The following is a 20,968-nucleotide window of genomic DNA, read 5'->3' as shown; positions in this document are numbered from 1 at the left end:
GCTAACAGATTGGCGGTAATAACACCACCAATGGCCACTGGAAATATTTGTGAGGAAAGGCTATACAGAAATAAAGGATTTAACCTTACTACACATACGGTTTAATTGGGGGTAACTACCTTTACAAAACATTATCTTTGGGGTGGTATTACCGGATTTTTGTTTTGTTTTTTCCGGACTAAAACCACTGTTTTACCGGTCATCCCTTCCAGCATCGGCTTCAGAATCTTATCGGCGTTTTGGGCGGTTTGTTCCAATATTCCTGCGTTTAAAGCCGACCGACGCACATTCTTTTCGGCAAATTTATAGGCATCATCAACCAAAGTAGCATCCTGAAAATAAGTATTTTCCATGGCAAACACCTTGGATTTATTGTGGTCTACTTTAAAATAGCAGATTTCGGGTTCGGGCAAGTGAATGGTAATGGTAGAGTCGTTGGTGAATTGCACATCCTGGCGGGTTACCTGGGTCATGTCAATACAGCCAACGGCTTCGCCGGCTACAATCAGTACACTTTTGGAGTTGGGCAGCCACCGCGAAACTTCTTTGCTGTACTCTACCACATCTTTGAAATTATACCGCACCAATTCCATGCGGCCCAAACCTTCTATTTTGGTGAGTACCGTATTGTGCGTTACCTGCACCGTTTCCTGGGGTTTACCCAAAATGGTATCTTTAAAACTGCGCCAGATAAACAGCCCAACAAAAAAAATTATCAGTAAGGGTAGTACTTTACGAAGCAGGTAGATGAGAAAAGACATGTTTATAATGGATTTATAGAAGTATACGCAATAACCAAACCAATTAGCTATGTAAGCCTAACCCCTAACCGTTCCTGCATACCCACTATGCCCTGCAAACCGCCGGTATGTATCGCCAGAATAACGGAACCTTTATTAAAATAATTTTGCCGGATTAAATCGTAAATTCCAAACAGCATTTTACCGGTATAAACCGGGTCTAACTGCACCTGGTGCTGTTGTTTACAATAGCGGATAAAATATATTAATTCGGGTTTAACTTTGGCGTAGCCGCCAAAATGGTAAGCGGTTTGCAATTCCCAGTTGGGGTAGGTCTGGCCAGTGTAGTCCTTTACTAATTGGGTAATGCCTTTTGTTAAAAATTCGCCGCCTTTTAAAGCCGGAAAACCGAGAATATGTTTTTCGCCGGCTAAACCCGCAATTAAGCCAGCTACGGTACCGCCGGTACCAGCGGCGCAACAAAGGTAATCGTAAATAAGAGGTATTTCTTTTACTATCTCGGTACAGCCTTGTACCGCCAATAAATTGGTACCGCCTTCGGGCAATACATAAGCCTCCGGATATTGCTTTTGCAGATTTTCTAAAAAGTCGGGAGCGCTTTTGTGCCGGTACGTTTCGCGGTCGAGGTACTGGAGTTGCATGCCGCAGGCGGTAGCAAACGCTAAGGTTGGATTTAGAGGAAGATGCGCTTCGCCCCGGATAAAGCCAATCGTCTGAAACCCAAACGCTTTACCCGCGGCGGCTACGGCAGCAATGTGGTTAGAATAAGCACCGCCAAAAGTAAGTAAGGTATTTTTGCCCTGCTCCCGGGCGGCCAGCAGGTTGTATTTTAACTTGCGCCATTTATTGCCCGAAATGGTGGGGTGCAGCAAATCTTCCCGTTTTAAATATACCTGCACCTGGTGGGCTTCAAAAAGCGGGTCGTGCAGTTGCTGAACGGGGGCGGGATTAGGTAGCATGTGGAAGTATAGCTAAAAAAAATAGCGATGAGTTTTGCCCCTCATCGCTATGAAATCTTGGCTTAAATAATATTATTCTTTAACCGGCGTGGTGCGAAAAGCATAAAATATACCGCCAAACACCACCAAGAGCATCAGGATAGAAGATACCAGCGACACGGTATTCCCCAGCGCGTATTCTTTGGGCTCGAACTTAAACTCAATAGTATGCTGCCCCGCCGGTACCGGCATGCCGCGCAAAATATAATTTACCCGGATATGATCTACGGGTTTATTATCGAGGTAAGCTTGCCAGCCATCTTTGTAGTAAATTTCAGAAAATACAACAAAACCTTCTTGGACAGCCGTAACCGCATATTTTAAATTATTGGGTTCGTAGCTGGTTAATTTTATTTCGGAGCCAGTGGCATTATATTCTTTTTTGGTCACCGAAAACTTAGAAACATCTACCACAGCTTCATTAACCGGGGTCAGGCCGGTAAGAGCGGCTAACTCTTCGTCGGGGTTGTTAACCGTAATAATATTTTGCACAAACCAGGCGTTGCCCAGCGCCTGCGGATTGCGTTGTACCGGGTTGTTGGGATCGGTGGTAATTAAATAGCGGGTGTTCAGCATATTTAATACTTCGGTATTGTTTTGGGAGATATGCCGATCGATTACATCTTGATAACGGCGTAATTTGGCCCCATGGTAACCGCCAATCGATTTATGAAAGTAAGAGGTACGCGCATCCTGGAAAGGACTAGCAGCCAGATTTAATACCCGGTAACTTAAATCTTTATCCTGCAAAATGGCCTGATCGGCGGGTGTAGGCTCAAAGTGGGTTTCTACGAGGCGCTTCTGAAAATCGCCGTTGTTCAGGTACCGTTTATCTACCGACCACAAATCGATCAGGATTAACAAACCAATTACCAAAGTAGCGTTAGTAGCCGTAAGCTTTTGTTTCAGGTAGAAATACAGTACACCGGCAGCTAATAAAATAAATATTAAAGACCGGAAAGCATCGCCGCGCATCATGCTTTGGCGGTCGGCACGTAAAGCGGCTACAGGCCATTGCATTTGCTCTAGTTGCGCATCTACTACGCCTACGTAATCGGCCATACCCGCGAATAAAGCAACCAATAAGCAAATACCACCTGTAATACCGGCGGCTAAGGTTAATTTACGCTGGGCTTCTTTGGCATTGGTTTTATTTAGTTGTAGAAAGCGGTACAGCGCAAACATCGCCAGCAATGCAATCGAAAACTGTGCAATTACCAAAGCCATTGCTACCGCCCGAAACTTGTTGTAGCCCGGAAAATAATCGAACATGAAATAATTAAAGGCTTCGAAATTATGGCCCCACGCCAACATAATGGAAAGAATGGTAGCCACCAACAGCCAAATTCTAAATCGTTTTTCAACTAAGAATAAGCCCAGTATAAACAAAAAGCAAACAATGGCACCCACGTAAACCGGGCCACTGGTGCTGGGTTGCGCGCCCCAATACAAAGGCATATTTTCGAGCAGCTGCGCCATTTGGTTGGGCGGCACGCCTAGTTGGGCAAAAGCTTTTCCGGTTTCAGAGTCATCGCTCAGGCTGCCCTGGCTGGCTCCCCCGTTAAAGTTAGGAATAAGTAATGTTAAGGTTTCGCTTACGCCGTAGCTCCACTGGAATGCATACTCCCGATCTAAACCGCTCGACTGCTTATCGCCGCTATTGGCTTGTTTTAGTTCGGATTTGCCCCGGATGGAATATTTACCGTATTCCAAAGCCGTATACAACCGGCCAAAACTAACACCGGCCGCAATTACTGCTACCAGGCCCAGCACTACCACGCGCTTCAGGTAATCGCCCAGCCACTTTTCTTTGATGGCATACACCAACTGCACAATCCCGAATATCAGAACCAACAATAAAAAGTAGTAAGTAATTTGCGGATGGTTGGCCCGGATGTGCATGGTTAAGCCAAAACCAAATAATGCCGCGCCCAGCCACAACCGCTGACCGCCGCGCCGGAAAGCATAAAGTAACCCAGCCAAAGCCAAAGGCACAAACGCAATGGCGTACGATTTGGTATTGTGGCCCGCCTCCAGAATTACAATATTATAAGAGGTAAAAGACAAAGCAATGGCCCCCACTACCGATAACCACGTGCTCATGCCCATGGCCACAAACAAAATATAAGCGCAAATCAGCGTTACAAAAATATTGGCAGCTACCGGCGGCAAATAAAAAGTCATGGGTTTCAGGAAGAGCCCAAATAAATCGCCGGGGTAACGGGTGGCAATCAGGTAAGCCGGCATGCCACTAAACATGGAGTTGGTCCAGAGCGGTTCTTCGCCGGTTCGCTCGCGGTACTGTTCTATTTCGTGCGACATGCCCTTGGATTGCAGAATATCGTTTTGCACCAGGCTTTTATCTTCGAAAATGATCGGCGAGAAATAAGTGGCCGTTAAAACTAAAAAGAAAAGTACGGCCAGCAAATGCGGCAATACCTGGGCCTTAAAGTCAATTCTGCGCATGAAGTCTAGAAATCGTGATTTAATTTTGGCTTAGATATTTCCTGGCTTTCCGGCTGGGCACACCATACCGGATTAAAACAGGAACTTATCTGTTGGTTAGACGGGAAAGTTAGGCAATTATTTTACTTCTTCATAATCTACGTACTCGCCCCCGCGGAAGTCTTTGGGCTTGGGCTGCTCCGGAATGTAATCTACCTTAACTTTGCCCTCCGGCTGGGGCTCTGCTGGCCGCCGGTAAGCATTGGCATCTTGCATATTTACAAAAGTGCCGTTACGAATAGTTCTTTTCACAAATGCTTTGAGCGCCCATTTTAAAATATAGGGCATTACAAAACGCATAAATAAAAAGCTCAGAAATAATATTATCAGAAATTTAGTCATCAGTCAAAAATTTAAAATAAAAATCGCCTTGGTGCGACATAAGTTCAACACCATTACAGGGCAATAACGTTTGATTTGGGGATAAAATATAAGCATTATACCCAATACCGGTTAGTAAAGCCGCTACTTCTTGCCGGTTTTGGGTGCCATTCAGCTCGGTTTGGATAACGGGTTTAAACTTACGCAGGGTCTCCTGCATGTGCCGGAACACTTCAAACTCATACCCTTCTACATCGCATTTAACAAAATCAAGGCGGTTCAGGTTAATAAATAATTCGTCCGGAATTTTCATTTCTACGTCGTAGGTGCGGGCGTAAGAATCTTTGGCCGAACTCATTATTTTGGTCATGCCGTGGTGCAGCAAACCGTCGCGTTCGGGTGTACCCATTTTAATGCGGGTATTTTCGCCACCTAGTGCATAAGGCCACATAGTTAAGTTAGCAACACCACTCAGTTTTACATTCTGCCGCCAGATTTCCTGAAACATGGGCACCGGTTCTACGGCCAGCACTTTACCGGCGGGCCCAACTAAGCGCGATAAAATAGTAGAATAATAGCCCAGGTTAGCCCCGATATCGATGCAGGTAAAACCCGGCTGAATTATTTTTTTAAGAAAGAATATTTCGGGATATTTCTTCTGCATCAGGCCGGCCCGCACCATCAGCAGGTAAACCCGGCTCACGAACCGGATGTAGTTTTTAAACCCCAGGGTTTTTACCAAAAATTTGCGCAGTTCTTTCAAAGGCCGTTGTTAGCTGGTATGTTTTTAATAACGGCGCAAAGGTAATAATATTTAAATAAACCAGCTTGCCCGCAGCTCTCGTCTGTTTGTAAAGAAATATGATAGCCAACAATATTCTCTCTCTGTACAGTTGTGCGGAGAGCACTGCATTAACTTTACGCATAACATAAGAGATAATATTCTATAAATTGTTAAAATACAGCGCGTAATCTACTCTAAAAAGAATCAGCCTGATTTAAAATATTAAAACAGTCACTATCTGTAAAACATCTATTTATTTATATATTTACAGGCTCTTTATACCTCCTATTGCTTTAAAATTTTGAAATCCATCAGATCAATCCTTGTCTTCTTTTCCCTTCTTTTGTTTTTAGCTATTTCGTGTTCACCTAAAGTTCAAGTTCAATCAGATGCTAAAAATATGATGCCTTTGCCTGTGGTAGCTGATAAGGTAGAAATTATGTATACGGGAGAAACCGTACCAACAGGCGCAGAGCAGATAGGCAAAATCAAAATTACCGATAACGGCCTTTCTATTAATTGTGGTTTACTGGAAATCCTGAATTTAGGGAAGGCACAGGCACAACAAGCAGGCGGAAACATTCTATACATTACAAAAATCAGCTTACCCGACACCTGGAGCACTTGCTTCCGCATAGAAGGGATCGTTTATAAGCATATAACTCATTCTGTGGTTCAAACACCAACGGAAGAAGCGAGGAATACAACCAACCAAGATGATATAGAAATTGTAGAAAGACAACCCGGGTTTCCTGGCGGGGAGGCCAGCCTGCAATTATTTATTGCCAAACACTTTGTTTATCCGGCTACTGCTTTAAAAGACAAAGTAGGCGGTTTAGTGATTTTGCAATTTGTAGTTGATAAAACCGGAAAAGTGAGCAATGTAGAAGTAAAGCAGGGTATTCGTTCCGATCTAGATGAAGAAGCAAAACGCCTGGTAACTATATTTCCTGAATTTACACCTGCTTTCCTAAATAACCGAGCAGTAAGTTTCAGGTACACGATACCCATGAGATTTTCACCTCCGGCCCCATTATTTAAAAAGAAAGGGAATAAATAAGGGCTTTAAGATAAGCCGCGTTTTTTAAGAATGGCATACCGGAATCAAGCTTTAAATAAAATTTGTGCCTCTCTTTTCTCAACTAAAGCTAAAATTTAAATATTAGCCAAATCGCTCAACCTCAAGCATTTTCCTTACTTTTTAATATTAAATTATTTATTTATTCTGATAATTTATTTTTACATTGATTTGTCAATGAAATCATGAAAAAATATGCCCCTGAAAGTTAAATTCCTGTTATTTCTTTCAATCATAAGTATTTCGGTAAAGGCCGTTTGGGCCCAGGATACCAATGCGCCGGGTTACAGCTATACCAAAGGCAATGATTTATTAAAAGCCAAACGCTACAAAGAAGCTATTGCGGCTTACGATGTATACCTGGCCCATGATCCATTACTAGCCCAAGCCTTTAACAACCGGGGTATCGCTAAATTAGAATTAAAAAATTACCAGGGCGCACTCGCCGATTTTAACCGGGCCATAGAACTAGAGGGCTCTAACCCACAAGGTTACCGGAACCGGGCAATTACCAAACTCCGGCAAAAAAAGTATGCCGAAGCCCAAGCCGATTTTACCGAGGCCATTAGGTTAGCTCCCAAAGAGGCCGACCTGTACGTGGCCCGCGCAATGGGCCTGATGTTAACAAAAGCGTATAGCAAAGCCCTGGCCGACTTAGACCAGGCAATAGCCTTAAAACCAACGGCTCAGGCTTATTTAGAAAAAGGAGATTGTTTATTGGCTTTAAAAGATAACCAAAACGCCATTAAAGCATTTAAAGAAGCTATAAACCTGGATCCTAAATTAGCCGATGCTCAGTATAAAGCCGGTTTGGCCTACGACCAGGCCGGTAACACCGAAGCCGCCATTACCCATTACATGAAAGCCACCCAACTAAACCCCAATATTGCGGAAGCGTTCTTTAATGCCGGCACTTTAAAATTTGAGCAAAAAGATTACAACGGCAGTTTAAAAGATTTTACCGCTTTTATCTCCTTTTTACCCAAAGCACCCGCAGGCTACGTTAACCGGGCCATGGTACAAAAAGAATTAGGCAATTTAAAAGCCGCCATTGCCGATTGGGATAAAGCCATTAGCTTAAAAGGCAAAGATGCCAGCTTTTACAACGAACGCGGCGAATTAAAAATAAAAACAGGCAATTTCGACGAAGCCGAAAAAGACTTTACGTTTGCCATAGGTTTAAACCCCAAAAGTGCGCAGGCTTATTTTGGCCGGGGCTACGCGCGGGTTGCGCTTAAAAACAGAACTGCCGGCTGCCAGGATTATCAAATGGCCAAACAATTAGGTTCGCCGCACGCTGCCAAATTTATAGCCCAGGTTTGTAAATAAGCTTTTTATTAAAATGATTAAAAGACTTGTTTTAATAAATAATTTCGGGATAAATACCAGGTAAATAAAAAAGGCTCCTGCTTAAGGAGCCTTTTTTATTTATTATACACTCAGATACAAATTCCGTTCAGCGTAAACTTTGGTAAAATATTCATCTTCCAGGTCGTCGATAAAATAAATGGCCTCGCCGGTAGATTTCATTTCCGGACCGAGCTCTTTGTTTACTTCCGGGAATTTATGATGCGAGAATACCGGCACTTTAATGGCATAGCCTTTTTTAACCGGGTTAAAGTTGAAATCTTTCAGCTTTTTCTCGCCCAGCATTACCTTGGTGGCGTAGTTTACATACGGTTCCTGGTAAGCTTTGGCAATAAACGGCACGGTGCGGCTGGCCCGCGGGTTAGCCTCTATAATGTAAACCAAACCGTCTTTTATGGCAAACTGAATATTAATTAAACCTACCGTTCTTAAAGCCAAGGCAATGGTTTTGGTATGTTGCTCAATTTGCCGGATGACGTCTGCGCTTAAATCGAAGGGCGGCAGCACGGCGTAGGAGTCGCCGGAGTGGATACCAGCCGGCTCAATGTGCTCCATTATACCAATGATGTAAACGTCTTCGCCGTCGCAAATGGCATCGGCTTCGGCTTCAATGGCGTGGTCTAAGAAGTGATCTAGGAGTACTTTATTACCGGGGTTATCTTTTACAATATCTACTACCTGGGCTTCGAGTTCTTTTTCGTTGATTACGATTTTCATGCTCTGGCCACCCAATACGTAGCTAGGGCGCACCAACAGCGGGAACTTCAGGTCTTTGCAAACTTCTAAAGCTTCTTCGGCGCTGGTAACCGAGGCAAATGGTGGGTACGGAATGTTATTATCGCGCAACAAGCTGGAGAAAGCACCGCGGTCTTCAGCTAAATCCAAAGCTTCAAAACTGGTACCTAATATTTTAATACCGTAGCGTTCTAATTTCTCAGCCAGTTTAAGGGCCGTTTGGCCACCTAACTGTACAATTACGCCTTCCGGTTTTTCGTGCAGAATAATATCGTAAATATGCTCCCAGAATACCGGCTCAAAATACAGTTTGTCCGAAATATCAAAGTCTGTAGAAACCGTTTCGGGGTTACAGTTAATCATGATGGTTTCGTAACCGCACTCGCGGGCGGCTAACACGCCGTGTACGCAGCTATAATCGAACTCAATTCCCTGCCCGATGCGGTTCGGACCGGAGCCCAGCACTACTACCTTTTTGCGGTCCGAAACAGCAGATTCGTTCTCGCCTTCAAAAGTAGAATAATAATAAGGTGTTTTGGCTTCGAATTCGGCGGCGCAGGTATCTACTAATTTAAACACGCGATGAATACCCATTTCGGTACGCTTTTTATGCACTTCGCTTTCTTTGCAACCAAATAAATAGGCAATCTGGCGGTCGGCGTAGCCTTGCTGTTTGGCGCGGCGCATCAGTTCTACCGGAACGGTTTCTAGGGAGTAACGACGCAGGGTTTTCTCGGTATCGTTCAGTTCCTCTATCTGGTGCAGGAACCACGGGTCTATTTTAGTTATTTTCTGAATGGTAGAAGTAGGAATACCAAACCGCATGGCATCTTTCACGCTAAACAAACGGTTCCAGCTAGCATTGGTCAGGCTATCGATGAGCAGGTCGTAGTTGGTCATTTCTTTGCCGTCGGCGCCAATACCGTTGCGTTTAATTTCCAGACTCTGACAAGCTTTCTGCAGCGCTTCCTGGAAAGTACGGCCAATGCCCATTACCTCACCCACCGATTTCATCTGCAAGCCTAATTTTTTATCGGCGCCTTTAAATTTATCGAAGTTCCAGCGGGGTATTTTTACAATTACGTAGTCCAAAGCCGGCTCAAAAAACGCCGAAGTGGTTTTGGTAATAGCGTTTTTCAGTTCATCGAGGTTATAGCCAATGGCCAGTTTAGCGGCAATTTTGGCAATGGGGTAACCAGTAGCTTTAGAAGCCAGCGCCGAAGAGCGGCTTACCCGCGGGTTAATTTCAATGGCAATGATATCGTCGGTCTCGGGGTTTACCGAAAACTGCACGTTACAGCCGCCGGCAAACTGACCAATACCGTTCATCATTTTAATGGCTAAATCGCGCATCCGCTGATAAATGGTGTCGGGTAAGGTCATGGCCGGGGCCACCGTAATCGAGTCGCCGGTATGGATGCCCATCGGGTCGAAGTTCTCGATGGAGCAGATAATAATAATATTCTGGTTGTTGTCGCGGAGTAATTCCAGTTCGTATTCTTTCCAACCCATAATGCTTTGCTCTACCAGCACTTCGTGGGTAGGCGAAGCGTGCAGGCCGCGGGTTAAGGCTTTATCAAAATCAGCCGGGTCGTTTACAAAGCCGCCGCCGGTACCACCTAAGGTAAACGAAGGCCGAATAACCAGCGGGAAGCCAATTTCCTGGGCAATTTCTTTTCCTTCTAAAAACGAGGTAGCGGTGTAGCCTTTACACACGTTTACACCCAGTTCCAGCATCTTCAACCGGAATTTCTCCCGGTCTTCGGTGGTTTCGATGGCTTTAATATCTACCCCGATGATGCGCACCCCGTATTTTTTCCAGATGCCAGCTTTATCGCATTCAATTGCCAGGTTCAGGGCCGTTTGGCCACCCATGGTTGGCAATACCGCATCAATTTTATGCTTTTCTAAAATCTCGATGATGTATTTCTTTTCCAGGGGCTTCAGGTACACGTTATCAGCGGTAACACTGTCGGTCATGATAGTAGCCGGATTGGAATTGATGAGGGTAACTTCTATTCCCTCTTCCCGCAGAGAGCGGGCGGCTTGGGTGCCGGAGTAATCAAATTCGGCGGCCTGACCAATAATAATGGGGCCACTACCAATAATTAAAACGGATTTTATACTGTTGTCTCTGGGCATGCTAGCTGTATGAATAAATTGCGCAAAGGTAGGCAAAAAGTTAAAAGTTAGTAACCCAAAGTTAAAACTTTTGAAAAATAATAGAATTAAACAGTCTTATATCCTTAATTATAAATACTTTACGAGCAAAGACAGAGAAACAAAAAGGAGCAATATTTTTATGCTAGCCAAATAATATTTTAAGATTGGCTCTTCTTAAGTTGATTGGATTTAGCCCGTACCCGGTAGAAATGCGGCAATAGGAAAACGTACTGATTAAGTAACGGCAAAAATACTTGAATGGTAGTTTTAGCGCTTGCCAGCAAACAGGAGTAATAAAAGTTTACTTTAAAATAACCCAAAAACGAAGCGGCCTGCTTTAGAAACAGGCCGCTTTGTTTGAGTAACAATTAAAATTTATACCGTAGTAATTTGCTCTGGTTCGTTTAACGGAGCGGCCTGTTCATTGTCTTTTCGCTTACCGCCTAATATCTTTTTGAGGTAGTAAAAAGCCGCCATTAAAACGCCGGCAATAATTTTCCAGAATTTTAACAACAAGGCAAAAAAGCCTACTTTGGCCAAAACCTTACCGGCAATTAAACCACCTACGCCGTAGGCGGCTACTTTATCTACACCAGGGTTAAAATCGCTGTAGCGGTTGCCGTCGGTAAAGTCTACGGCCGCCAGCACCTGCGGAATATCTTTTTTAACGGTTGGTAAAATATCGATATCGCCAATTACATTTAGCATTAAGTAGCCTTTGCGGCCCAATATCCGGATGTTGTAGTTCAGGGTATTTTTTTCGCTATCGGCAAACTTTAGTTCTTTGGCCCAATGCAATTTATGGGTTTTCTCGTCGTAATACGGGGCGCTGGCCCAGCCCACCAATTCTACGGTTGGGTAACCTTCCTGGGCCCGGGCAGGATTACCATCGCGGGCATCCTGCTGCATTTCGGTGAGCAACTCGTCGTATTTCAGGTCTTTGGCATCATCGTCTTCAATGTAGCCGTCTTCGGAATAACTTATGTCTATGGCATACGTTTTTTCGTCGAAAGGACCTAAATCAGCGGGAAACAGCAAACCCAGCGTGGTAGAATCGGGCGGGTTGCCCCACAACTGGGTAAGCACATACTGACTTTGCTGGGCACTAAGATAACGGTAACCAGCCGGTACCTGCAAAGTAGCTAAATCTTGGCCCAAGGTTACTTTACCAGTTTGGTAGGTAAACGATTTCTCGATGCGTTCCTGCATTTGCCGCACCGAATCTTGGGGCGTAAGCGGCTTATCGGCGAGTAACCGGAGCGGTAAAAATAATAAAACGATTAAAAATACAGGTAGATGTTTTTGCATGCAGCTTAGGTTAAGTTTATAAATATTAGATAAAGGTAATATTTATAAACTTAATCCAAAAGCAACTTATAAGATATTTTATATTTTTAATATTACAGCCAATAATCGTTTATACTGCATTTGTTTTAACTATATTTTTATTCAGGCAGGTGTACGTCGGCACCTCCTATCGGCTTAAACATTAAAGAAAACGGGTTTTTAGCTCAGGCGTGGGCAGCATACAACTTTCCTGCCGGCCAAACCAACGGTAGCGGTTACGGGCAATAAATTTGTATACCGCATCGCGGAGAAAAGCCGGTAAAATGATAGCGCCGTAAAGTAGTGGCCAAGGCCCGGTTAATTTCCGCAGAATATGCAAGGCCGCCGCCGATTGCTGATAATACCGATTGTTCTGGATAAGCACAATTGAATCTATGCCCCGTTGCAGCGGCGGCAAGTCTTTTAACAATGCCTGGGCCGTTTCGGATTGTAAAGAAGCAAACCGAAACTGTTGGTCCGGATCGTGGTTAATTACAAATTGCACAAAGCCGTTGCATAAATTACACACGCCATCAAATAAAATTATGGCTGGTTGGTTTTTCATGGAAATAAACTAAAAGTAATTAGTTGGGGTAATAAATATTGCTGGCAAAAAACAAGCTGTAGCCTAGTAATTGCCTTTTACCTATTTAACGTAGTTTACTGGCAGCGGTTTTTACGCCTGTTTTTAAACCGTCGGCAAGTGGTTAGAAGCAATTCTGCTTTGGTGTGAGCAAGCATGTTAAAAAACTCGGCACAATGTAAGAACTTAATAATATCAAAAATGGCGAAACTGTTAGATAAAATTGTAATTATTGATATTGAAGCAACTTGCTGGGAAGGAAAACTGCCAGCAGGAATGGTAAATGAAATTATAGAAATTGGTATTTGTTTACTAGATGTTGAAACCGGCGAGATTACAGGTAACCGCGGCATATTGGTTAAACCCGAACGCTCTACAGTAAGCCCGTTCTGTACCGAACTAACCACCATTACACAAGAAATGCTCGATAATAATGGCATTTATTTTAAAGAGGCATTGCAGGTTTTAAAGAAAGAATATAGTACTACCAGCCGCGCCTGGGCAAGTTTTGGGGCGTATGATCTAAACCAGTTTAGGCGGCAATGTGCTGAATTGGATTTAGGCTATCCGTTTAGTCCATCACATATTAATGTAAAAACAATATTTGCCTTAAAGCATAAACTAAAGCATGAAGTGGGTATGGATGGCGCTTTAAAATTATTAGGAATACCTCTGGAGGGCACCCATCATAGAGGCATAGATGATGCAAAAAATATTGCAAAAATTCTTCGAACTATGCTGCTATAAGCCCAAATCCCTAACTATATAAGCTGCGCTGGCTGGTGTAAAGCGCTTTAACATAATACTATACTACTAAGAGACGTAAATTCTCCTTTATATTACAAATACTTCACGGTCCTGTCGTCCTGGATAACGCGGTAAGGCCGAACATTAATTTTGCGCCATATTACACCTAACAGCAAATTCTGTTTATAAGCCATCTTTGTAGAATGTTACAGCATACTTCGGCAGATTTATATAATATAAGTTGCTACATAATTAATGGCTAATCTGGTCCCAAACCAATTGCGCTGGCACCAAAAGTCATGGTTACCAAAGCCTGCTGCATTTCTTTCTTTGGGTGGGCGTTAAACACATTATAAATGTTTCTTTGCTCGCGCACCAGCAATTATTGCGTTTTTTTAAACGAAACAAAAAAATATCTGGACCCTCCCTTTCCGGAAGCAGCGCAGTGCTAATAAGCCAAAAGCAATACACTCCAAGCGAAAGAACGGTAGTATTTTATTATTTACATTCTTTTAAAATAATGTAAATAGATGTAATCTACAGCCTTTTTGTTTTAAATAATAAAGCAATGGCAGCTAGGGTAAGCCAAACTTATTATTAATAGAATGTAAACTTTTCGAGTAAAAATACGGACTACTTTTGAACGAAATTATACCTAAAATAAGAAATAATTATAAAAATGGTAAAATTATATAACCTTATAAATCCCAGTATCCGTATTAAGGAACTAATTACCAAAAAGGTTACAATTTTAAATAAGAAATCAACCAACTATGAAAAAAAGGAATCTGATAATCGCTTCTGCCTGCATGATGGGCTCTGTGCTTTTTGCCTGCTCTTCTACCAATACCGGAGCCGACACTACTGATGGCACTACCTCTGGTACCGACACTTACGGCACCACATCTGGTACTACTTCAGGCACAACCGGCACAACCACGGGTACAACTACCGGAACTACCTCGGGCGGTACTACTACTGGCACAACCACCGGTACTACTAGTGGCGGTACAACCACTGGCACTACCGCTGGTACCACTTCCGGCACAACTACTACCGGCACAACTACTACCGGCACTACCACGGGTACAACTACTGGAACTACCTCTGGCGGTACTACTACCGGTACTACAACCGGTACTACTTCTGGTACTACCAGTGGTACCACAACCGGTACTACCAGTGGCACTACCTCTGGCGGCACTACTTCCAGCACAACCGCTGGTACTACTACTGGCAGGTAGTTACATGTTATTTTAAATATTAATTTTTAATAAAAAGGCAAATTTCTGATTCAGATATTTGCCTTTTTACTTTTCTTACGGTTAGACTTACTATGTTTTACGGGGTGGTACCAAGTTAATTTATGGCGTACCTGTTACTTTACTTCAAAAAAATTTTTACGGTAGATTTGCGCGCCCTGGCTTTTATGCGCATTGGGGTAGCCATTATTATTTTAACTGATTTAGCCATCCGGGCCACCGACCTGGAAGCCCATTATTCTAACATGGGGGTTTTGCCGCTCCACGTCATGTTTCAGCACGTGTGGGACCCTTATTATTTTTCTTTTCATACCTTAAGTGGCTTGTGGCAAGTACAGGCTTTACTATTTTTATTTGCCGCTATGGCGGCCCTTTGCCTCTTGGTTGGCTACCATACCCGTACGGCTACTGTTATCTCCTGGCTGCTGTTGGTATCGTTGCAAAACCGCAATACACTTATATCGCAAGGCGGCGACGATTTGCTGCGGTTACTTTTATTTTGGGCCATGTTTTTGCCCTGGGGCCGCTATTATTCTATAGATGCAGCAGCTAAAAAAGAAGCTATCGATACCCCAACTCCCTATTTTAGTGCCGCCACTGCGGCCTATATTTTACAGGTTTGCTTTGTCTATGTTTTTACAGCCTTAATAAAAACCAGCCCCGAATGGCGCTCCGAAGGCACTGCCCTGTACTACGCCCTTAGCCTCGACCAGGTATTAATGCCGGGAGGCAAGTTAATCTATCCTTACCCGCTTTTACTCAAGTACCTGACCCACTTTACCTTTTTTGCCGAGTTATTCTTGCCCCTCATATTATTTATACCGGTATTTACTTCTTTCTTCCGGCTATTATTTATTGGTATAATTGCCTCTTTTCACGTGGGCATTAGCTTAACCTTGTTTGTGGGTTTGTTTTACTTAATAAATTTTGCTTCGATATTAGGCATGTTGCCGCCCGGAGCCATGAACTGGTTCGATAGTAAAGTAACACCTTTATTTTACCGGATAAAACAGCGGTTAAAAGAAGCGCCGTTAAGTACCCGCAATCTTTTCCCGGTAAGTATGCAAATAAAGTTTACGCCGCCAACCTGGTTAACGAAACCGCGGCGCCGCCAAATCCGGGAAACCGTAGTAATATTTTTTTTGCTGTATGGCATCTGGTGGAACCTGGACGTAACGGTTTTTAAAGGCAGAATAATGTCGGAGGGGAATAGGTGGGTAGGCACTTTGCTTCGCCTAGACCAGTACTGGGGCATGTTTGCGCCCGCCGTATTTAAAGACGATGGCTGGTATATTCTGGAAGGTGTTACCCAAAATAACCAGCACATAGATTTAAACCGCAGCGGTAATAGGGTAACTACGGCCAAACCCGCTTCGGTAATGGCTTTATTTAAAAACGACCGCTGGCGCAAATACTCCGAAAATTATTTATTTGTTTACAACGAATATATGCGTCCTTACTACTGCAATTTTATGCTTCGCCGTTGGAACGAAGAACATCCTCAAAAACAAATTATTGATTTAGAAGTAATTTACATGAAGGAGGTTACCTTGCCCAACTACCAGGTAGAACCCATTAAACGCGAAGTATTATGCGCCTGCTCCCTACAGAACGAATAAACTAAATATCAATTTGTTAATTTATTTAAACAGATACTTTCCTCTTTGATTATTATCCAGAGGAAAATATTGCTGCGTATTAATACCCCTTTAGGTTAAGGCTCCAGAATGGTTTTTACCCGTAAGCCGGCCTCCAAGGTTTTCTGAACCGGGCAACGCGCCGAAATATCTTCCAGGCGTTTGCGCTGCTCCGGACTTAAATTACCGTGTAAATATAACCTTTTGGTTACCTGGCTTAGCTTTGTATCTTGTTTATCACAGTTAGCACAATCGCTGGTATGGCTGCGTTCATGCGTAAGCTTTACTTCGGCTCGCTCTAAGGGCCAGCCTTTGCGTTGCGCATACATTTGCAGGGTTATAACCGTGCAAGCGCCCAAAGCACTTAAGATATAATCGTATGGGTCGGGACCGGCTTTAACTCCAGCCGGCAATCCCGATTCATCAACCACAAAGCTTTGCCCTTCAGTCTCAATCTGGGCTACCATACCGGCACTACTTTGGGCACTTACCACTACTCCGCTCATTTCTTTATTCTTTTGTTTTACTAAATCTTGCTTCATTAATTTTGCTATATCCTCCGCTCAATCTGTAATGGGTTTGCCCGGTAGTGACCTGCACTTTGCCTAAAGAAATATTATTTGGGGGGGCAAAGCCCACGGCGCCGGATTTTACCTGGCTATACCCACTAAATGCGGGGTCAGTATATAATTATTACTATATCCGGGGCTACTTTATATGTAACTGAAAATCAATATTTATTTTTTTATAAGCCATTATTTTTTTCTGAAAATGGTATTCTTTAAACCAATCCCGAGCACCGCTCCCAGCCAGTAAGTATTTTACGTAAACAGCCAGGGATATGGGTACCGAAAGAATTTCTCCTTTTGCTCTACTGAAAAATTCATTACTTTTATACTTATCGTAGTTAAATTGTCTAACCTTAGCCCCTTTTTATGAAGACAATCTCTCTTTTTTCTTTTATTATTTTATTTTTATTTACAGTAGCTAATGCCCAGGTAACCAACAAGTCTGCTGCTACCGGCGCCAAGCCCGACCCCAAAACCAGAACCTTACAACAACAATATAATTCGCTTAAATTCATGTCATCTACCCACACCGAATTTAACCAGGATTATAAGGTAGTAAAACTAAGAAACCTGGATGCGCTGTGGCGAAATGTGGAAGATACCCTACGGGCCCGTGAATTAAAAGTAAAACAAGCCCGCAAGGGAATAGAGCAAGAATTGCTGCAAGCCAAAAAGAGCCTACAGGAACAAGCAGCCCAATTAAAAACTTTACAACAGGAAAATGCTCAGAAAGAACTGGAAGTACAAAAAAGTGCACATAATGTAGCCAATATTTCGTTTATGGGCCTGGACATGAACAAAACCACTTTCGTGATTTTGAGTTGGGGCATTATTTTAATATTATTGGTGGTATTGGGTGTTTTATTTTATCTCTACAAAAACAGCAAATATGTTACCGATGAAAAAATAAAAGCATTTAGCGACATAGAACAGGAATTTAAAAACCATAAACAAATTGCCCGCGATAAAGAACTTAAAATTAAAAGGGAGCTACAAACCGAAATGAACCGGGTAGAAGATTTAAAACAAGAAATTCAGATGCTCCGGAAACAAGGACAACTTTAATAAGGATTTACTTTCCGATGAAAGTTTTCTATTTATTTAGTTCTGGCAGCTATGCTTAATTTCACACCTTACCTTAATTTTAAAATAACAGGCCGGAATTTAGCAGTCCGGCCTGTTGCAATCCCCAATTTTATCTCTCAACCCTTTCGGGGTTACAGCTTAAACCTAGCCAATTACCTGAATTAAACTTACATTTAATTAACCGGTGTAGCTTTTAACTCAGCCAAGGCTTTGGCAATTTCCTGTTTTTCTTTCTCATCCTCTACGGCCTTTTTATCATGTTCGGTTGGGTCGTAAAATTTAATAATATGTTGTTTTAACGACGGCGTTAAGTCTTTAAATTCGTTTTTAGCTAATTTTTGCAGTAATTCAGCGTAAGCTTTATCGGCTTTGTGGTAGGTGCCGGGTTGTATGCGAGAGCCCGTGTCAAAATCGGTATTGGGCAAATTTAAATTACTGGTATTTATAGATTTAAGCCCGAGGTTATACTTATCTACGGTGGTGGTAAAGCTCTCCATAAATAATTTTTCGGCGGCGGGCGTAGGCGGTTTAAACGTGAGCGGCCGTTGCGGCCCAATTTTAGGTAATATGCGTAACAGCCAGCTTAAAAATTTTTCCCATAGGTTGGGTTCTTTGTAAGTATTTCCCCAAGCTTGCTGGTAGCTCGCCTTGCTTAAACGATACTGAAATTTGCGGCGGGTAATACCAGGCTGTGCTTCTTGTATCTGGCTTTTTTTCATGCGCCAGGCGGCCCGGGTAAGGGTAGGGAAAATGGTACTTACCGTACGCCGATAGCTACCAATGGCCAACTCCAGGCTCACAAACTGCTCTTTTAATTCCAGCCCGTAGGTTTTCTTAAAAGCCCGCTCCAGTACCTCCTTGCTCACGGCAAAGCCAATAAAATCGTGGTAAGCTTCAGGGGCATAATTGCCGCGGGCAACTTGCAGCACATCAAACCCAAGTTCCATTTTTACGTGCGCCAGCGGGTCTTGCTCATAGGTAATTACATTGCCAAATTCTTTTTTGAGTTTGGGGTAAACCAAGGGCACCGCTTTGTTCGTAGCCATGGCGTGGCCGTAATTATCGGCGTAATAATGGGCCAGCGCACCCAAAGCAAATGCATATTCTTCCAGGTTCTCCGATTCGGCTAATAAATTTAGAATAAAATCGCCGGTGCGTACGTAATGTACTACATCGGTAAAAAACTTACTCCCAAACGGGTAATAGCCCATATCTTGTATAATGGCCCCACCATAAGCTTGCGCATGGGCTTTTTTTAATTCGTCGGGGGTAGCCGCCGGAAACCTTTTTTTGAGCAATGGCACTAAATAATCGTCCCAGGAAACATCAATAATAGCCTGGTGCGTTAACACACTATAAGCCCTGGCTGGGGCAGGTTTAAACAACACAAGTGCCAACAACAGACATAAATAAAGTAAAATTTTCCGGGTAGGTTTCCGCATAAAAGAAAATAGCTTTTGCCTACTTACTTATACGTAGGCAACAAAGCATTATGCGTTTTATACGTAAAATATAGAATTATAGATATATACGTTAAATAAATTTAGCAAAAAAGGCCATCAGCCATTAAATATATCTAAACGGTAAACCAGCTATTTTTCCGAGGTCATAAGTACGATTACCAGAAAGGTAGCCGTTAAGGGTATCGCAGAGATGATACTGTAAAAAATAAGGTTAGCGATTGGCTTTAAAGTGTGGTTGATTTTTATTTTAAACCCACCACTAAAGCTAATCGCTAACCCGAAAGATAAAATATAGATGATTATTTAATAACTCAGTTCTGCTATTACCGGTAAGTGGTCGGAAGCATAACGTTCTGGTATTACCCGGTTAGATAATACTTTAAATGGTGAATTATTAGAAAAATAAATAAAATCGATGGTACGGTTGGGCTTATCCACCGGAATAGTGGGCTCGCAGGTTTGGCAAGTGCGGGTAAAGCTTTTATCCATTAAAGCAATAGCGCTGCTGGTGGGGGTAGCATTAAAATCGCCGGCTACAATAAAAGGCAGGTTTTCCTGGGCTGCTAAATCAATAATGGCTTGTACCTGCGCATCGCGGTTTTGGGCACTCCGCACATCTAAATGCGTGCTGCCAAACCGGATAGTTTTACCGCCCGGTAAGGTTAGTTTACCGGTTGCCAGTACACGGGGTTCGCTTTTTGCATCGGCCCCGGAAGGCAATTTAATAACGGTAGTTTGGCTAAGCGGATATTTAGATAATATGGCTACCCCGTAATCGCCGCCTTGGTGATCAATGGCTTTGCCGAAGAACACCTGCATGTTTAGCTTCTGGGCAATAGCGGCGGCCTGGTCTACCCCGCCGGCCCGGGTTGTTTTTACGTCTACTTCTTGTAAAGCCACCAAATCCGGAGATTCGTTTTTAATAGTTCTTACAATAGCATCCAAATCAATATCGCCGGCTTCGCTTTTACTGGGCGGGTTACAATGATGAATATTATAACTCATTACCCGCAGGGTTTTATTTGCCGCTTTAGCAGTATCTCCTGAACCACCGTTACTTATTTTATTCGAGCAGCTTAACAAAAATATGGCAGCCCATACTACCGTAAATAACCTGGCAGCACTACTGGTAAAATATTGTTTAAAAAAGGAGGCGAATTGGATAATCATACAAAAGTAATTATTACAAATATTTAGAATAATCAGGTGGTTTTAAGTATATTAAACCAACCATTTTTGCCGCTTACCGGCGTTATTTATACTTTTCAAACTATTCCCTTTCCTGATCTTTCTTTCGGAAAGACCGGGAAGGGATATAAGTTTAAGCAGATGCCAACAGTGGCAATAAAACAGTTTAAACGCTTTTAATATTTGTAGCGCACAAAAGCTTCAATGGCTTCGTAGTCGGCGAGACCCAGTTTATCGTAAATTTTAGCCGTTTCGCGGTTACGTTCCTCGGCGCGGGCCGGGTCGATGATGCCCACCATGCCGAGGTACACGAGCTCGCGCTCCAGCGACTCGTCCGCCTGCGCCGGCTCGTGGTCGGCGAGCGATCGGTAGGCGACACCGAGCGGCCGCAGGG

General features: G+C 43.2%; 17 protein-coding genes and 1 pseudogene. 6 read left to right on the top strand and 12 right to left on the bottom strand.

The features are described 5' to 3' along the window. Window positions 1-131: 131 nt before the first annotated feature. The 5 genes from ACO1R6_RS15805 to ACO1R6_RS15785 all read right to left on the bottom strand — a co-directional run bounded on the left by ACO1R6_RS15805 (window position 132) and on the right by ACO1R6_RS15785 (window position 5,348). Window positions 132-761 carry a DUF4230 domain-containing protein gene (locus tag ACO1R6_RS15805; RefSeq protein WP_486265926.1) on the bottom strand — a complete coding sequence of 210 codons (630 nt, stop codon included), beginning with the start codon at window positions 759-761 and terminating at the stop codon, window positions 132-134. Window positions 762-808: 47 nt separating this feature from the next. After that, a complete protein-coding gene (locus ACO1R6_RS15800; RefSeq protein ID WP_486265924.1) occupies window positions 809-1,720 on the bottom strand; it encodes a 1-aminocyclopropane-1-carboxylate deaminase/D-cysteine desulfhydrase in 912 nt (303 codons plus the stop codon). Between the two features lie 72 nt (window positions 1,721-1,792). Next, on the bottom strand, window positions 1,793-4,225 hold the full coding sequence (locus ACO1R6_RS15795; protein WP_486265923.1) for a YfhO family protein: 2,433 nt from the start codon (window positions 4,223-4,225) through the stop codon (window positions 1,793-1,795). Between the two features lie 117 nt (window positions 4,226-4,342). Continuing rightward, window positions 4,343-4,606, bottom strand: coding sequence for a DUF4834 family protein (locus ACO1R6_RS15790; RefSeq protein ID WP_486265922.1), 264 nt, complete (start codon window positions 4,604-4,606; stop codon window positions 4,343-4,345). Continuing rightward, window positions 4,599-5,348 carry an FkbM family methyltransferase gene (locus ACO1R6_RS15785; RefSeq protein ID WP_486265920.1) on the bottom strand — a complete coding sequence of 250 codons (750 nt, stop codon included), beginning with the start codon at window positions 5,346-5,348 and terminating at the stop codon, window positions 4,599-4,601. Before ACO1R6_RS15785 ends, ACO1R6_RS15790 begins: the two co-directional genes overlap by 8 nt. 322 nt (window positions 5,349-5,670) lie before the next feature. Here ACO1R6_RS15785 and ACO1R6_RS15780 point away from each other — a divergent pair, with 322 nt between their 5' ends. Both ACO1R6_RS15780 and ACO1R6_RS15775 read left to right on the top strand, forming a co-directional pair. Further along, window positions 5,671-6,429 carry an energy transducer TonB gene (locus ACO1R6_RS15780; RefSeq protein WP_486265919.1) on the top strand — a complete coding sequence of 253 codons (759 nt, stop codon included), beginning with the start codon at window positions 5,671-5,673 and terminating at the stop codon, window positions 6,427-6,429. A gap of 213 nt (window positions 6,430-6,642) precedes the next feature. After that, entirely contained in the window at window positions 6,643-7,776 is a 1,134-nt protein-coding gene (locus tag ACO1R6_RS15775) for a tetratricopeptide repeat protein (RefSeq protein WP_486265918.1), read from the top strand. 102 nt (window positions 7,777-7,878) lie between these two features. On the opposite strand, the gene carB is transcribed toward ACO1R6_RS15775, so the two are convergent. The 3 genes from carB to ACO1R6_RS15760 all read right to left on the bottom strand — a co-directional run bounded on the left by carB (window position 7,879) and on the right by ACO1R6_RS15760 (window position 12,604). Further along, window positions 7,879-10,692 (bottom strand): carbamoyl-phosphate synthase large subunit, encoded by a 2,814-nt coding sequence (carB, locus tag ACO1R6_RS15770; RefSeq protein WP_486265917.1) that lies wholly within the window; start codon window positions 10,690-10,692, stop codon window positions 7,879-7,881. 396 nt (window positions 10,693-11,088) lie between these two features. Beyond that, window positions 11,089-12,021, bottom strand: coding sequence for a DUF2167 domain-containing protein (locus ACO1R6_RS15765; RefSeq protein WP_486265916.1), 933 nt, complete (start codon window positions 12,019-12,021; stop codon window positions 11,089-11,091). 181 nt (window positions 12,022-12,202) lie between these two features. Further along, window positions 12,203-12,604 (bottom strand): thiol-disulfide oxidoreductase DCC family protein, encoded by a 402-nt coding sequence (locus tag ACO1R6_RS15760; protein ID WP_486265915.1) that lies wholly within the window; start codon window positions 12,602-12,604, stop codon window positions 12,203-12,205. A 174-nt stretch (window positions 12,605-12,778) separates the two neighbouring features. On the opposite strand from ACO1R6_RS15760, the gene ACO1R6_RS15755 reads away from it, so the two are divergent. From ACO1R6_RS15755 to ACO1R6_RS15745, 3 genes are all read left to right on the top strand, one after another. After that, window positions 12,779-13,369, top strand: a complete 591-nt coding sequence (locus tag ACO1R6_RS15755) for a 3'-5' exonuclease (protein ID WP_486265914.1) — start codon at window positions 12,779-12,781, stop codon at window positions 13,367-13,369. Between the two features lie 773 nt (window positions 13,370-14,142). Next, complete coding sequence (locus ACO1R6_RS15750) at window positions 14,143-14,613, top strand: hypothetical protein (protein WP_486265913.1); 471 nt, start codon at window positions 14,143-14,145, stop codon at window positions 14,611-14,613. Between the two features lie 122 nt (window positions 14,614-14,735). Beyond that, entirely contained in the window at window positions 14,736-16,250 is a 1,515-nt protein-coding gene (locus ACO1R6_RS15745) for an HTTM domain-containing protein (protein WP_486265912.1), read from the top strand. Between the two features lie 95 nt (window positions 16,251-16,345). Here ACO1R6_RS15745 and ACO1R6_RS15740 read toward each other — a convergent pair whose 3' ends face one another. After that, complete coding sequence (locus ACO1R6_RS15740; RefSeq protein ID WP_486265911.1) at window positions 16,346-16,810, bottom strand: OsmC family protein; 465 nt, start codon at window positions 16,808-16,810, stop codon at window positions 16,346-16,348. 393 nt (window positions 16,811-17,203) lie between these two features. Here ACO1R6_RS15740 and ACO1R6_RS15735 point away from each other — a divergent pair, with 393 nt between their 5' ends. Beyond that, window positions 17,204-17,902: a hypothetical protein gene (locus ACO1R6_RS15735; protein ID WP_486265909.1), complete on the top strand. Its 699-nt coding sequence runs from the start codon at window positions 17,204-17,206 to the stop codon at window positions 17,900-17,902. A gap of 194 nt (window positions 17,903-18,096) precedes the next feature. On the opposite strand, the gene ACO1R6_RS15730 is transcribed toward ACO1R6_RS15735, so the two are convergent. The 3 genes and pseudogenes from ACO1R6_RS15730 to ACO1R6_RS15720 all read right to left on the bottom strand — a co-directional run. Further along, entirely contained in the window at window positions 18,097-19,365 is a 1,269-nt protein-coding gene (locus ACO1R6_RS15730) for a zinc dependent phospholipase C family protein (RefSeq protein WP_486265908.1), read from the bottom strand. 324 nt (window positions 19,366-19,689) lie between these two features. After that, complete coding sequence (locus tag ACO1R6_RS15725) at window positions 19,690-20,556, bottom strand: endonuclease/exonuclease/phosphatase family protein (RefSeq protein ID WP_486265907.1); 867 nt, start codon at window positions 20,554-20,556, stop codon at window positions 19,690-19,692. 194 nt (window positions 20,557-20,750) lie between these two features. Next, window positions 20,751-20,968, bottom strand: a pseudogene (locus ACO1R6_RS15720) (hypothetical protein); the annotation flags it as partial.

This window comes from Adhaeribacter sp., assembly GCF_057359045.1.
Note: the sequence above shows the minus strand (reverse complement) of the source record. Positions and strands in the feature narration are given on the sequence as shown.